Here is a 13566-nt window from a genome sequence, read left to right as displayed (position 1 = left end):
GATCGAGGGCTCCGACCCTCCGAGTCGTCGCCCTCAGCGGGTCGGTGACGACGGCGCGCGCATCCACCCCTCGGGCCGCCTCCGGGCGGAACCGTCCAGCGCGAGCAGTCCGAGCACGGCGCTCACTCCGTCGTACGACATGCCGCTTCTCCGAGCGAGCTCTTCGACGCTGCGCGGGGTGCGCACGCTCAGCGCGTCGCGCACGCGCGTCGCGTCGTCGGTGCGGCCCCGCTCCGGATCCGCCGTCCTCTCGCCGGGATCGGCGGCCTCCGGTGCGCCCACGCGCACGCCGAGGAGCTCCCGCACGTCGGCGGCGCCGGTGATGCAGGCGGCGCCGTACTCTCGCAGCAGCCGATGCGTGCCCGCCGATGTGGCGCTCGTGATCGGTCCGGGCACCGCCCCGAGCCCCCGGGAGAGCTGCGCGGCATGGCCGGCGGTGTTCAGCGACCCGCTGCGCCAACCCGCTTCGACCACCACCGTGGCCTGGGCGAACGCTGCGATGAGACGATTGCGCTGGAGGAAGCGCCACTTCGTCGGCGCCGCACCGCACGGCAGCTCCGCCACCAGCGCCCCGTGCCCTGCGACGCGCTCCAGCAGGTGCGTGTTCCCGGAGGGGTACGGACGATCCACTCCGCCCGCGAGGAACGCGACAGTCGAGCCTCCGCTGCCGAGTGCGGCGCGATGTGCGGCGCCGTCGATGCCGTACGCACCGCCGGACACGATCAGCACTCCGTCCGCGGCGAGCTCGCCCGCGAGCTCCACCGCGACCTGATCACCGTACGCGGTCGATGCGCGGGCACCGACGATCGCGACGGTCGATGGCCGGCGGCACAGCACCTGGGCATCCCCGCGCGCCCAGAGGGCGAGGGGAGCGTGAACGCCCAGATCGTCCAGGCCCTCCGGCCACTCGGCGTCGCCCGGGGTCACCAGACGCACTCCGGATCGACGCGCGGACGCCAACGACGCCTCCACCGGCTCAGCGGCGAGGCGCGGCATCCAGCGCGAGAGTCCGGCGTCGAGCCCCTCGATGCCCGAGGGCGCCGGGAGCAGGTGCTCGCCGGTGAGCCCCCGCAGCGCGCCGACGGCCCCGAGAGCGGCGACGAGCGCGCCGGCGACCGCGTCGCCGGGCTCGGCCAGCGACGACCACACGGCGCGCGCGAATCGCTCGAGCGTCGCCTCGTCGTCCAAGCCGGGTGGGATCACGCCCTCGAGCGCACGGCGTGCCGCCTGGGCGGTGAGGGTGAGGGAGGTCATGCCAGCAGTCCCTTCTTCAGGAAGAGCGCCCGCCCGATGTGCGCGGGCTCGAGCGCGGGGGCACCGTCGAGGTCGGCGATCGTCCACGCGACCCGCAGCACGCGATCGAAGCCTCGGAGGGTGATGGCGCCGCGCTGCAGGGCGGCATCCAGCGCGCGGCGCACGATCGGCCGCGGCGCATGGGGGCCCTCGCGCAGCCAGGCCCCCGCCACCTGGGCGTTGTGCCGCCACGGAGTCGATGACAGCCGACGCGCAGCCCGTTCCCGCGCCGCCGCCACCTGTGCGCGGGCGGCCGCCGTGCTGAGCGGCCCCGCGCCGCCGACCGCGTCGACGTGCACGACGCGCGAGAGCGTGAGGTCGATGTCGATGCGATCCATCAGCGGTCCCGACAGGCGACCGCGGTAGCGGCGGATCGCCGCCGGCGCGCACTCGCACCGCCCGCCGCGCAGGCCGTACTCCCCGCACGGGCAGGGGTTGGTCGCGAGGATCAGCTGGCATCGCGCGGGGAACTCGGCGACGGCGCCGGACCGGTGGATCGTGATGGTCCCCGTCTCCAGCGGCTGACGCAGCGCATCGAGGGCGCTCGCGGCGAACTCCCCCGCTTCGTCGAGGAAGAGCACGCCCTCCGATGCGCGGGCGATCGCGCCCGGTCGCAGCACTCTCGATCCTCCGCCGACGAGCGCCGCCACACTCGCGCTGTGGTGCGGCGCCTCGAAGGGCGGCACACGTGTGAGGCTCGAGACGCGACGGCCCGCCAGCGACCGGATGGAGGCCACGGCCAGCGCCGCATGTTCATCGAGATCGGGCAGGATGCCCGGAAGCCGTCGGGCGAGCATCGTCTTGCCGGCGCCGGGAGGTCCGCACATCGACATGTGGTGGCCGCCGGCGGCGGCCACCACGAGCGCCTCGACAGCCTCTCGCTGGCCGATCACATCGCTGAGTTCGAAGCGGGGATCGTCGTCGTCCGCCGCATCCTCCAGCGTCACCGGCTCCTGCGCCGGAACCTCGATGTCCACACCGTGGAGGCGCGCCACCTCGGCCAGGCACACCGCTCCAGTGACCTCCAGCCCGCGCACGAGCGCCGCTTCGGCGGCGTTGGCCGCCGGCACGACGATCCGGGTGAATCCCGCGCGCGCAGCCGCGACGGCGGCCGGCAGCACGCCGGGCACCGGCCGCAGCCTCCCGTCGAGGCCGAGCTCGCCCACATGCACCGTCGCGGCCAGCGAGGCCGCGTCGAAGGCGATTCCGGTCGCGAGCGACGCGAGCGCCACCGCGAGATCGAAGCCCGAGCCATGCTTGGGGAGATTCGCGGGCGACAGGTTGACGGTGAGCCTGCGCCGCGGCAGCTCCAGGCCGCTGTTGACGCAGGCGTTGTGCACGCGGCTCGCGGACTCTGCCAGCGCCTTGTCGGCGAGGCCGATGATCTTGAACTCGGGCGTCTGGTTGGACTGGTCAGCCTCGACCTCGACCAGCTCGCCCACCGCCCCCGTCAAGGCGACGGCCCAGGTGCGCGCCGTCACATCAGATCCAGGTCGCACAGGTGCTCCAGCGCACCGGATCGCGGATCGGGTCCGACGATGCCGACGGCGTCCAGCCGCAGCCGGCGCCCCTGGGCATGGCTCGGATGATCGGCGATCCACGCCATCGCCACCCGCCACATCCGCCGCCGCTTGCGGGTGTCGACGGCGAGGAGAGGATGCCCGTACCCGACGCCGCGGCGGGTCTTGACCTCGACCACGACGAGCTCCGAGGCACTCGCGACCACCAGGTCGATCTCGCCCTCTCGGCACCGCCAGTTGCGGGCGAGCACCGTGTAGCCCGCCGCCTCCATGTGCCGCGCCGCCCGATCCTCGCCCGCTCTGCCCAGGGCGTCTTTGTCTGCCATCCCGCCATGCTGGCCGCGCGGGGATGCGGCCCGTGCCGAAACCGGGACGCTGAGGACAGAACTCCCCTCACCCCGGTCTGGGGAGGCAAGGATGTGACGCCTGGCGTCGTCGGCGCGGCTCCGGGCGATCTAGAGTGGAACCACCATGGACGACGAGGTGTTCGAAGACTACGACCGCGAGCTCGAGCTCGCGCTGTACCGCGAGTATCGAGACGTGGTGGGACAGTTCCAGTACGTCATCGAGACGGAGCGGCGCTTCTACCTCGCGAACGAGGTGAACGTCGTCCGCCGCGACACGGAGCACGACTTCTACTTCGAGATCTCGATGACCGACGTGTGGGTGTGGGACATCTACCGGGCCGACCGCTTCGTCAAGGCGGTCCGCGTGCTGACCTTCAAGGACGTCAACGTCGAGGAGCTCACGCGCCGTGACTTCCAGCTGCCCGAGGAGCTCTCGCTCGACAGCTGAATCGAACGAGGACGCGAACGCTCTAGAAGAGCGTCGGCGCGTCGGCGATCGCCCACGACGCCCGATGATGGGCGCTGAGCCCGTGCTCGCTGATCGCGGCACGATGGTCGGGACTCGCGTACCCCTTGTTGCGCGCCCAGCGGTACGCGGGCAGGTCTTCGTGCAGCTGTGTCATGAGCGTGTCGCGGGCCACCTTGGCGATGACGGAGGCCGCCGCCACGCTCGCGCAGTCCCGATCCGCCTTGATCACGGGGCGCACCGTCAGCCCGCCGCCTCCGGCGGGGGTGATGTAGTCGTAGTTGCCGTCGAGGATGACGACGGCCTCCTCGGCGATCACCCCGTGTGCGCGAAGGTCGCCGATCGCCCGAAGCGCCGCGAGGCCGAGCGCCCGCATGATGCCGACTTCATCGATCTCCGTCGCGCTCGCCCAGCCGACGGCGCTGGCAGCCGCCCATGCCGAGGCACGTCCGGCGACGTCGGGCCGGCGGGCTTCGGGCACGAGTTTGGAATCGCGCAGCCCGAGCGGGACGCGCTTGCGCGATCGCGGCGCATCGATGACGGCGGCGCCGACGGCGACGGGCCCGGCAAGCGCACCGCGCCCCACCTCGTCGCACGCGATCACGAGAGCGTGCTCCTTGAGCAGCCGGCGCTCCAGGGTCAGACGAGGCTCGACGACCGTCACGGCGCGGGGGCCTCCTCCGCATCCGGCACAGCGGCGAACTCGTCGCCCTGGTCGGCGAGCAGACCGAACCGATCGAACGGCCACGTGATGAGGAACGCGCGCCCGACGACGTTCTCCACCGGGACGAAGCCCCGGCCGGGCTGATCGGTGTTGTACCGCGAGTCCTTCGACTGATAGCGGTTGTCCCCCAGGACCCAGAGGCTGTCGGCCGGCACCACGACATCGAACGGGTCACCCGAGGCGTCGGCATCGGGTGTGGGCAGGCGCACATATTCCGACTCGTCGATCGCCGCCCCGTTCACGGTGATCTGTCCGAGCGTGTTGCAGCACACGACGTGATCGCCGGGCAGCCCGATGACGCGCTTGACGAGATGGTCGTCGGAATCGGGCGCTGACAGCCCCACGAGGGCGAGCGCCCAGTCCACCGCCTCCACGATGCCGGGGCGCGCGGGCGCGATCGAGACGGGCAGCCACCCGCCCGGGTCACGGAAGACGACGACGTCGCCGCGGGAGTATTCGCTGAAGACCGGCGTGATCTCATCGACCAGGATCCGATCGTCGATCTGCAGGGTGTCCTTCATCGATCCGGAGGGGATGTAGAACGACCGTACGAGGAACGTCTTGACCAGGAACGACACCAGCACCGCGATGAGCACGATCACCAGCACGTCGCGCAGGAACGTCAGCGCCCCGCGTCGACGCCGTCCCGCGGTGCCCGCGGAATCCGCCGCCGAGGGGGCGGGGGCCGCCGGGGAAGCCTTCTCGGTCGTCATCAGAGTCCTTCACCGAGGCGAGCCGGGAATCGGACCGCCTGCCCATCAAGGTTCCCACATCCGCGGACGGATCCGCGCCGGGCGGATGCCCGCGCCCGGTCGCGCCCCGCACGCGACGCAGCCCCGGACCATCGGTCCGGGGCTGCGTCGAGGATGAGGCGCGTCAGTTCTCGCGCTTCTCCTTGATCTTGGCCTTCTTGCCGCGGAGGTTGCGCAGGTAGTACAGCTTCGCGCGACGCACGTCACCGCGGGTGACGACCTCGATGTGGTCGATCACCGGGGAGTGCACCGGGAAGGTGCGCTCGACGCCCACCTGGAAGCTGATCTTGCGAACCGTGAACGTCTCGCGCACACCGTCGCCCGAGCGGCCGATGACGACGCCCTGGAAGACCTGGATACGCGAGCGGTTGCCCTCGGTGATGTTGACGTGCACCTTGACGGTGTCGCCGGCGTTGAATGCGGGGATGTCGGAGCGGAGCGAAGCCGCGTCGACGGCGTCGAGGATCTGCATGATCGTCTCTCTCTGCGGCCGCCACAGGTCGACCGCGGGAAGAATTCGGAAAGGAAGTCGTGTGCCCGACGTCGCCGGCGCGTGGCCGCACGACTGCTCCCCTGAGGCAGAGTCCTTCAGGGCACAAACAACCATTCTGCCATGGATGCCGTGCCCGGCCAAACCGTCAGGCGCGGGGGCGCCGCTCCTTCTCCGTGACGACGAAGACCTCGTGCGCAGAGGCGGTGGCCTCCGGCCCTTCCTCCGCCGTCGGAGGGATGTAGGCGACGCCCTCGGCTGTGCGCAGCACCGTGCGCGTCGGCTTCGCCTCGCTCCACAGCTGCCACAGCTCGAGCCACAGCATGCCCACGCCCGCGAGGAGGGCGAGCACCAGCACGGGTGCCCACCACTCGGGGTTGAAGAACCCGAGCGCGATGACCAGGCCATGCCAGACGGTGAACCCGGCGATGTCCCACCACGACACGGCACGGTGGGCGCGGACCGTGCCGCGGGCACGGACCAGGAAGGTGAGGATCAGCTGCCAGATGAAGACACCGGGGATCGCGAGGAACAGCACCCACAGGAACGCCCAGCCGCCGGCGTTGAACACGCCCCATCCGACCAGAAGCCAGACCGGCAGCAGGAAAGCCGCGGGAACGAGCCAGGCGAAGAATGCGCGTCGGAGCCACATGCCACCGATGCTACGCCGACCGCGCGCGCCGTGGGGCGGCGGTTCCCGGGCTCACAGCCACTGCAGAGCGACGCGTCGCGGGGGCGACCGGGCCGTCCCTTCCGTCACAATGGATGACGACGAAAGGACTCCCCCGGATGATCGAACTGCGCACTCCCGCCGAGATCGAGGCGATGCGCCCCGCCGGCCGCTTCGTCGCCGAGACGCTCGCGACCCTGAGGGAGGAGACCAAGGTCGGCACGAACCTGCTGACCATCGACCGTCGCGCGCACGAGCTCATCCGGCGGGCGGGGGCGACGTCCTGCTACATCGACTACCACCCCTCCTTCGGCGCGAGTCCGTTCGGCAAGGTGATCTGCACCTCGATCAACGACGCCGTGCTGCACGGGCTCCCCCACGACTACACGCTCAAGGACGGCGACCTGGTCTCGCTCGACTTCGCGGTCTCGGTCGACGGCTGGGTGGCCGACTCGGCCGTCTCCTTCGTCGTGGGTACGCCGCGCGACGAGGACCTCGCCCTCATCGACACCACGGAGCGTGCGCTGGATGCCGCGATCGCGGCCGCGACGGTGGACCACCGCATCGGGGACATCTCCCACGCGATCTCGCAGATCGCCCGCGCCGACGGGTACGAGATCAACACCGACTTCGGCGGCCACGGCGTGGGACGCATCATGCACGGTGATCCGCACGTGCCCAACGACGGGAAAGCCGGCCGCGGCTATCCACTGCGGGCGGGCCTGGTCGTGGCACTGGAGCCCTGGTTCCTGCAGACCACCGACGAGCTCATCACCGACCCCGACGGCTGGACGCTGCGCAGCGCAGACGGCTCCCGCGGCGCGCACTCGGAGCACACCGTCGCGATCACCGCGGACGGCCCGATCGTCCTGACCGATCGCGGCTTCCTCGGGGTGGCCTGACCCGTCGCCCTCAGCCGCGGCGGACCACGATTGCCGCGGCATCCGACGGCAGCGACACCGCCCCGGCGTGCACCGGCACGTCGTCGGATGTCGCCAGCAGCACTTCGGCGACGTCGCCGAACTCCGCGTCTTCCGATCCGAGGTTCACCAGCACGTCCAGCGGCCCGCGCCCGAGCCGGAAGGCGCGTCGGTCGGGGAGGTCGCCGTCGACTTCGGCCGATAGCGAGGCCAGGGAGGGATCGGTCAGCTCGGGCCGCGTGCGCCGCAGGCGCATGAGCTCGCGGTACAGCTCGAGGAGCCGGGCGTGGGCCGGCTCGGCGAGCTCGTCCCAGTCGAGCTTCGCCGCGGCGAACGTCGCGGGGTCCTGCGGGTCGGGGACCACGGACTCGTCCCAGCCCATGCGCGCGAACTCCTCCCGACGTCCTCGGCGCACCGCCTCTCCCAACCATTCCTCCGGGTGCGATGTGAAGAAGGGCCACGGCGTCGACGCCCCCCACTCCTCACCCATGAACAGCATGGGCGTGCCGGGCGCGGTGAGGGTCAGCACGGCCGCCACGGCCAGGCGTGCCGGAGACAGCGTCTGCGTCAGTCGATCCCCGGCCGCGCGGTTCCCGATCTGATCGTGGTCCTGGGCGAAGGTGACCAGGCGCCAGGACGCCACCTCCGGCGGGAGGGGATGCCCGTGGTCGCGCCCGCGGAACGAGGAGTGCGTGCCGTCGTGGAAGAATCCCCGCGTCCAGGTCTTGGGCACGGCCGATTCCGCGGCGAAGTCCGCGTAATAGCCCGCGGTCTCGCCGGTCAGCGCGACATGGATGGCGTGGTGCCAGTCGTCGCTCCACTGCGCGGTGAGCCCGTAGCCGCCCGCTTCCCGCGGGAGGATGAGTCGCGGGTCGTTCATGTCCGACTCCGCGATGAGGCTGAGCGGGCGGCCGACGTGCGCCGAGAGCGCGTCGGCGGCGATCGCGAGCTCCTGCAGGATGTGCACGGCGGACGAGTCCTTCAGGGCGTGCACCGCGTCCAGTCGCAGGCCGTCCACGTGGTAGTCGCGAAGCCACATCAGCGCGTTCTCGACGATGTACGCGCGCACGGCGGACTGGTCGAGGTCGACGGAGTCGCCCCACGTGTTGCGCTCGGCGTCGCGCAGGTAGGGGCCGAACTCCGGAAGGTGGTTGCCGCTGGGCCCGAGGTGGTTGTAGACGACGTCCTGGATGACCGCCAGGCCGGCCGCGTGGGCGGCATCCACGAATCGCTGGTACGCGCGGGGACCGCCGTAGGGCTCGTGCACGGCGTACCAGAGCACACCGTCGTACCCCCAGTTCCACGTGCCGTTGACGGCGTTCACCGGGAGCAGCTCGACATGGGTGACGCCGAGCCGAACCAGGTGATCGAGCCGGCCGATCGCGGCGTCGAGGGTCCCCTCGGGCGTGAACGTGCCGATGTGCAGCTCGTAGACGAGGCCGCCGGCGAGCTGTCGGCCGGTCCAGGCGGCATCCGACCACACGAACGCGTCCGGATCGAACCAGGCCGACAGGTCGTGCACCCCGCGGGGCTGGCGCCGCGAGCGCGGGTCGGCCCGCACCTCTTCCGGCGCCGCGGCGGCGTCGCCCAGCAGGAATCCGTACTCGTCGCCGTCGACGAGCGACACCGCGCCGACCCACCATCCCGGCTCGCCGCCCGGAACCAGATCGACCTCCGCGTGACCCGGTCGATGAAGCCGGACCCGCTCGGCGCGCGGCGCCCACACCTCGATCATGCGTCCTCCTCGGGGACCAGCAGCGCGACCGGATACTCCGCGAGCACGTCGGCCAGCTGCAGTCTCGACCCTTCGTGTCGGCGACCGCTGAGCGCATCGACGGTCGCGCCCCGATGCCGCAGCAGCTCGGCGTCTCCCCAGCCGCCCCGACGCGCGAGGCCGACCGGCAGCCGCGTGGCGACCGCCAGCGCCCCGCCACGGTCGAAGGCGACGGCGTGGCCGGCGGCATCCCCGGTCACCGTCATCGGGGTGTGACGCGTGAACAGCTCCGGACGCCGACGGCGCAGGCGCAGGGTGCGCGCGACGACCAGCAGCTTCGCGGCACCCGTGGCATCGATGGACGGCCGTTCGCCGGCATCCACTCGCGTCAGCGTCTCCCGGAGCGCGGTGAAATCCACGGGGCGACGGTTGTCCGGGTCGACGAGCGAGGTCTCCCACAGCTCCGAGCCCTGGTAGACGTCGGGGATCCCCGGCCCCGCGAGCTGGAGCAGCTTGGCCGACAGCCCGTTGGACCAGCCGGGCGGTGCGACCTCCGCCACGATGTCGGCGACCGCTGCGGCGAGGGCCGCGTCGTCGAATGCGGCGTCGACGAGATCGTGCATGCGCGTCTCGAACCCGGCATCCGGGTCCCACCACGTCGTGCGCTCGCCCGCCTCGCGCGCCGCCTTCTCGGCGTAGGCGTGCAGGCGCTCCCGCGAGGCGGGCCAGGAGCCGATGATCGCCTGCCACAGAAGGGCGTCGAAGGGGCCGTGCCCGGTGGAGGCCCGCGAGCGCACCTCGTCGAGGAACCCCGCCCAGCGATCGGGCATCTCGGCGAGCACGGTGATCCGTGCGCGCACATCCTCGCCCCGCTTGGTGTCGTGCGTCGAGCGCGACGTCATCGCGGCCGGCCACGCCGCCTGCCGGCGCTGCTGGGCGAGGTGGAAGCCGTCGACGTCGAGGGCGAACACGGACGGGTCGCCGCCGACCTCGGTGAGCGTCCCGAGCGTCGACCACCGGTAGAACGCGGTGTCCTCGACCCCCTTGGCCATCACCGGTCCGGTGGTCTGCGGGAACCGGCGTGCGACCTCGTTCCGCGGGTCGGCCAGCATCGGCTCCAGCGCGGTGATCGCACCGGCCAGGTCGGGGCGGCGTGCCGCGGCGACCGCGCACGCGTGCGCGAGATGCTCGCGCCCGGCCGGGAGGTACGAACGGTAGACCGGGAAGGCGGCGAGGATCTCGGCGAGCGCGTCGGCGGCGTCCGGCACCGGCGACGGGAGCGTGCGCACCAGGCGGGCGACCTCGGCCGCCTGGATGGTGTCGGCGATGTGACGCTTCGTGCCGTGGATGAGCTCGGGCCACGACGACGCCGGCGGCAAGCCGTCCGCGCTGCGCAGCCGGGCATCCAGCGCGGTGAGCGCCGCCTCGCCGGCCGGGTCGACGAGCACGCGGTCCACCTCGGCCATGGCGTCGTAGCCGGTCGTCCCGTCCGTCTCCCACCACGCGGGGAGCGCCTCGGGGTGGTCGGTCGCGCTGTGCTCGAGGATCTTCTCGACCAGCACGTAGGCGCTGTCGGTGGCCTCCGCGAGGCTTTCGAGGTAGCCCGTGGGGTCGGCCAGCCCGTCGGGGTGATCCACGCGCAGGCCGTCAGCGAGCCCCTCGCGGATCCACCGCACGATCTCTCCGTGCGTGGCGTCGAAGACCTCGGGCAGCTCGACGCGCACGGCGGCGAGGGTGGAGACGCCGAAGAACCGGCGATAGTTCAGCTCCGCGGACTCGCGCCTCCAGGACGCCAGCTCGTAATGCTGGCGTTCCAGCACGGCCCGCACGGTGGCCGGATCGGCGAGATCCGCGCCGTCCGGGACGGTGCCGCGGGCCAGGGGGAAGACGTGGTCGAAGTAGCGCACCACGCCGCCGCCGCCGCCGTCCGCGGTCGCCGACGCCGGATCGACCCGCACGTCGGCGAGGACCTCGCCGAGCTCTCCGCCCAGCACCGGCAGCAGGACCCGCCCGTCCCCGGCATCCCAGTCGATGTCGAAGAACGGTGCGTAGGTCGACGCGCGGCCCTTCCGCAGCACGTCCCACCACCAGGCGTTCTCCCTCGGCACGGACACGCCCATGTGGTTGGGGACGATGTCCACGAGGATGCCGAGGCCCGCGGTCCGCGCCGCCGCGGCGAACCGCGCGAGGCCGTCGGCACCGCCGCGTTCGGGATCCACTCTGGTGGGATCGACCACGTCGTAACCGTGGTCGCTTCCGGAGGTCGCCTGCAGCAGCGGCGAGAGGTACACCCATCCGACGCCCAGGTCGCGCAGGTAGCCGGTGATCGCCGCGGCGTCGTCGAGGTCGAAAGCGCGACGGATCTGCAGACGATAGGTCGACGACGGTCGCGCCCCGCTCATCGACGAACCTCGCCGTGCGGGGCCGCCGACGGGACCTCGTCGATGACCCCCGTGTGGGCGGCGATCGACGCCGCGACCGAGTGGTCGACCTCGCCGTCATCCTCGCCGTGCTCGCGCAGGACCATCACGGCCTTCGCCGCGAGGGCGACGGTCTCCCCCGGCTCGACGGGCTCGAGCCCGGCCCGCACCCCGGCGGTGTCGACGAGCACGTCCCAGTGGGGGCTCACCCGCACGTCGGGGAGATGGAAGCCGACCTCCTCGTCCCCCGCGTTGAACAGGATGATGAAGTGCTTGTCGACGATCTCGCCGCCGCGTCGGTCGCGCTCGCGGATGCCGTTGCCGTTGAGGAAGACGCCGATCGCACGTCCGAAGCCGGAGTCCCAGTCGGCGGGGCGCATGAGTGATCCGTCCGGCCGCAGCCACGCGATATCGCGGAACCGCTCCCCTTCGTCGTCGATGACGGGCCGCCCGTCGAAGAAGCGGCGCCGGCGGAAGGTGGGGTGATCGCGGCGCAGGCGCGCAAGAGCGGCCGTGAACTCGACCAGCGGCAGGTCGGCGGCCTCCCAGTCGATCCAGGTGATCTCGTTGTCCTGGGCGTAGCCGTTGTTGTTCCCGCGCTGGGTGCGGCCGAGCTCGTCACCGTGCGAGAGCATCGGCACACCCTGCGAGAGCAGCAGCGTCGCGATGAAGTTGCGCTGCTGCCGCGCGCGGATCGTGAGGATCTCCGGGTCGCGCGTGGGACCTTCGACCCCGTAGTTGCGCGAACGGTTGTCGTCGGCGCCGTCGCGCCCGCCTTCGCCGTTGCCGTCGTTGTGCTTGCGTTCGTACGACACGAGGTCGCGCAGGGTGAACCCGTCGTGGGCGGTGACGAAGTTGATGGATGCCACGGGCCGCCGTCCCGAGTGCTCGTAGAGGTCGGCCGAGCCGGTGAGGCGGGAGGCGAACTCGCCGAGCGCCTGCGGCTCGCCACGCCAGAAATCGCGCACGGTGTCGCGGTACTTGCCGTTCCACTCGGTCCACTGCGGGGGGAAGTTGCCCACCTGGTATCCGCCGGGCCCGACATCCCACGGCTCCGCGATGAGCTTGACCTGCGAGACCACGGGGTCCTGCTGCACGAGCTCGAAGAACGCCGCCAGGCGATCGACGTCGTAGAACTCCCGGGCGAGCGCCGCGGCCAGGTCGAACCGGAACCCGTCCACGTGCATCTCGAGCACCCAGTACCTCAGAGAGTCCATGATCAGCTGCAGCGCATGGGGATTGCCGACGTTGAGGCTGTTCCCGGTGCCGGTGTAGTCGGTGTAGTACCGCCGGTCCTTGTCCTCGAGCCGGTAGTACGCGGCGTTGTCGATGCCGCGCAGCGACAGCATCGGCCCGAGGTGGTTCCCTTCCGCCGTGTGGTTGTAGACCACGTCGAGGATCACCTCGATCCCCGCCGCGTGCAGTGCGCGCACCATCCCCTTGAACTCCTGCACCTGGTGGCCGCGGTCGCCCGCCGAGGAGTACGTGTTCTGCGGGGCGAGGAAGGCCACGGTGTTGTAACCCCAGTAGTTGGACAGACCCTTGTCCTGCAGGACGGAATCGTTCACGAACTGGTGCACCGGCATGAGCTCGATCGCCGTCACGCCCAGGGTCTTCAGGTGCTCGATGACCACCGGATGGGCGATCGCACTGTAGGTGCCTCGGATCTCGGGTGGGATGGCGGGATGCCGAGCCGTCAGCCCCTTCACGTGGGCCTCGTAGATGAGCGTCTCCGACAGCGGCGTCTTCGGCTGACGGTCGCCTGCCCAGTCGAAGTACGGGTTGATGACGACGCCCTTCATCATGGCCGCCGCGGAGTCGAGGTCGTTGCGGGAGTCGGGTGCGCCGAAGTCGTAGCCGAACACCGACTGCCCCCAGTCGACCTGCCCTTCGACGGCCTTGGCGTACGGGTCGAGCAGGAGCTTGTTCGGGTTGAACCGCTGGCCCTCACGCGGAGCGTACGGGCCGTGCACACGGTAGCCGTACCGCTGCCCCGGCAGCACGTTCGGAAGATAGGCGTGCCACACGAACGCGTCGACCTCGACGAGGTCGATGCGCCGCTCCTTGCCCCGGTCGCCGAACAGGCACAGCTGCACGCGCTCGGCTCCCTCGCTGAACAGCGCGAAGTTCGTGCCGTTCCCGTCGAACGTCGCCCCGAGCGGGTAGCTCGATCCCGGCCATGACTCCACATGCACTCCCCTCGACGCCCCCACCTGCCGACCGGTCGGATGCCCGGCCGCGCGCGGGCGG

At 71.5% G+C, this 13566-nt stretch carries 12 protein-coding genes; 2 read left to right on the top strand and 10 right to left on the bottom strand.

The window, feature by feature from the left end; all coding sequences use genetic code 11:
• Positions 1–33 precede the first annotated feature (33 nt).
• The 3 genes from dprA to HQM25_RS07835 are packed head-to-tail and all read right to left on the bottom strand — an operon-like array spanning position 34 to position 3139.
• Complete coding sequence (dprA, locus tag HQM25_RS07845) at positions 34–1254, bottom strand: DNA-processing protein DprA (protein ID WP_172989731.1); 1221 nt, start codon at positions 1252–1254, stop codon at positions 34–36.
• The gene (locus HQM25_RS07840) at positions 1251–2774 is read right to left on the bottom strand and encodes a YifB family Mg chelatase-like AAA ATPase (RefSeq protein WP_172989730.1); all 1524 of its coding nucleotides are present in this window, start codon (positions 2772–2774) and stop codon (positions 1251–1253) included. Before HQM25_RS07840 ends, dprA begins: the two co-directional genes overlap by 4 nt.
• The gene (locus HQM25_RS07835; protein WP_172989729.1) at positions 2771–3139 is read right to left on the bottom strand and encodes a YraN family protein; all 369 of its coding nucleotides are present in this window, start codon (positions 3137–3139) and stop codon (positions 2771–2773) included. The genes HQM25_RS07840 and HQM25_RS07835 overlap by 4 nt, the downstream gene beginning before the upstream one ends.
• A 145-nt stretch (positions 3140–3284) precedes the next feature.
• On the opposite strand from HQM25_RS07835, the gene HQM25_RS07830 reads away from it, so the two are divergent.
• On the top strand, positions 3285–3608 hold the full coding sequence (locus tag HQM25_RS07830) for a DUF2469 family protein (protein ID WP_172989728.1): 324 nt from the start codon (positions 3285–3287) through the stop codon (positions 3606–3608).
• Between the two features lie 22 nt (positions 3609–3630).
• On the opposite strand, the gene HQM25_RS07825 is transcribed toward HQM25_RS07830, so the two are convergent.
• The 4 genes from HQM25_RS07825 to HQM25_RS07810 form a co-directional block, all read right to left on the bottom strand.
• Complete coding sequence (locus tag HQM25_RS07825) at positions 3631–4290, bottom strand: ribonuclease HII (protein ID WP_172989727.1); 660 nt, start codon at positions 4288–4290, stop codon at positions 3631–3633.
• Positions 4287–5063 carry a signal peptidase I gene (gene lepB / locus HQM25_RS07820; protein WP_172989726.1) on the bottom strand — a complete coding sequence of 259 codons (777 nt, stop codon included), beginning with the start codon at positions 5061–5063 and terminating at the stop codon, positions 4287–4289. The genes HQM25_RS07825 and lepB overlap by 4 nt, the downstream gene beginning before the upstream one ends.
• 163 nt (positions 5064–5226) lie before the next feature.
• Positions 5227–5574 carry a 50S ribosomal protein L19 gene (gene rplS, locus HQM25_RS07815; protein WP_172989725.1) on the bottom strand — a complete coding sequence of 116 codons (348 nt, stop codon included), beginning with the start codon at positions 5572–5574 and terminating at the stop codon, positions 5227–5229.
• Between the two features lie 166 nt (positions 5575–5740).
• Positions 5741–6244, bottom strand: coding sequence for an MFS transporter permease (locus tag HQM25_RS07810; RefSeq protein ID WP_172989724.1), 504 nt, complete (start codon positions 6242–6244; stop codon positions 5741–5743).
• Between the two features lie 137 nt (positions 6245–6381).
• On the opposite strand from HQM25_RS07810, the gene map reads away from it, so the two are divergent.
• Entirely contained in the window at positions 6382–7164 is a 783-nt protein-coding gene (map, locus tag HQM25_RS07805; protein ID WP_172989723.1) for a type I methionyl aminopeptidase, read from the top strand.
• Positions 7165–7174: 10 nt separating this feature from the next.
• Here the strand turns inward: map and treZ are convergent, their stop codons facing one another.
• Genes treZ through glgX form a run of 3 tightly spaced genes read right to left on the bottom strand, consistent with a single transcriptional unit; the run spans position 7175 to position 13505 of the window.
• Positions 7175–8917 carry a malto-oligosyltrehalose trehalohydrolase gene (treZ, locus tag HQM25_RS07800; RefSeq protein WP_172989722.1) on the bottom strand — a complete coding sequence of 581 codons (1743 nt, stop codon included), beginning with the start codon at positions 8915–8917 and terminating at the stop codon, positions 7175–7177.
• Positions 8914–11298: a malto-oligosyltrehalose synthase gene (gene treY, locus HQM25_RS07795; RefSeq protein WP_172989721.1), complete on the bottom strand. Its 2385-nt coding sequence runs from the start codon at positions 11296–11298 to the stop codon at positions 8914–8916. Before treY ends, treZ begins: the two co-directional genes overlap by 4 nt.
• Entirely contained in the window at positions 11295–13505 is a 2211-nt protein-coding gene (gene glgX, locus HQM25_RS07790) for a glycogen debranching protein GlgX (RefSeq protein WP_172989720.1), read from the bottom strand. The genes treY and glgX overlap by 4 nt, the downstream gene beginning before the upstream one ends.
• Positions 13506–13566 lie beyond the last annotated feature (61 nt).

It is taken from the genome of Microbacterium hominis, from assembly GCF_013282805.1.
GTDB lineage: Bacteria > Actinomycetota > Actinomycetes > Actinomycetales > Microbacteriaceae > Microbacterium > Microbacterium hominis_B.
This window is presented reverse-complemented; position numbering and strand designations above follow the sequence as displayed.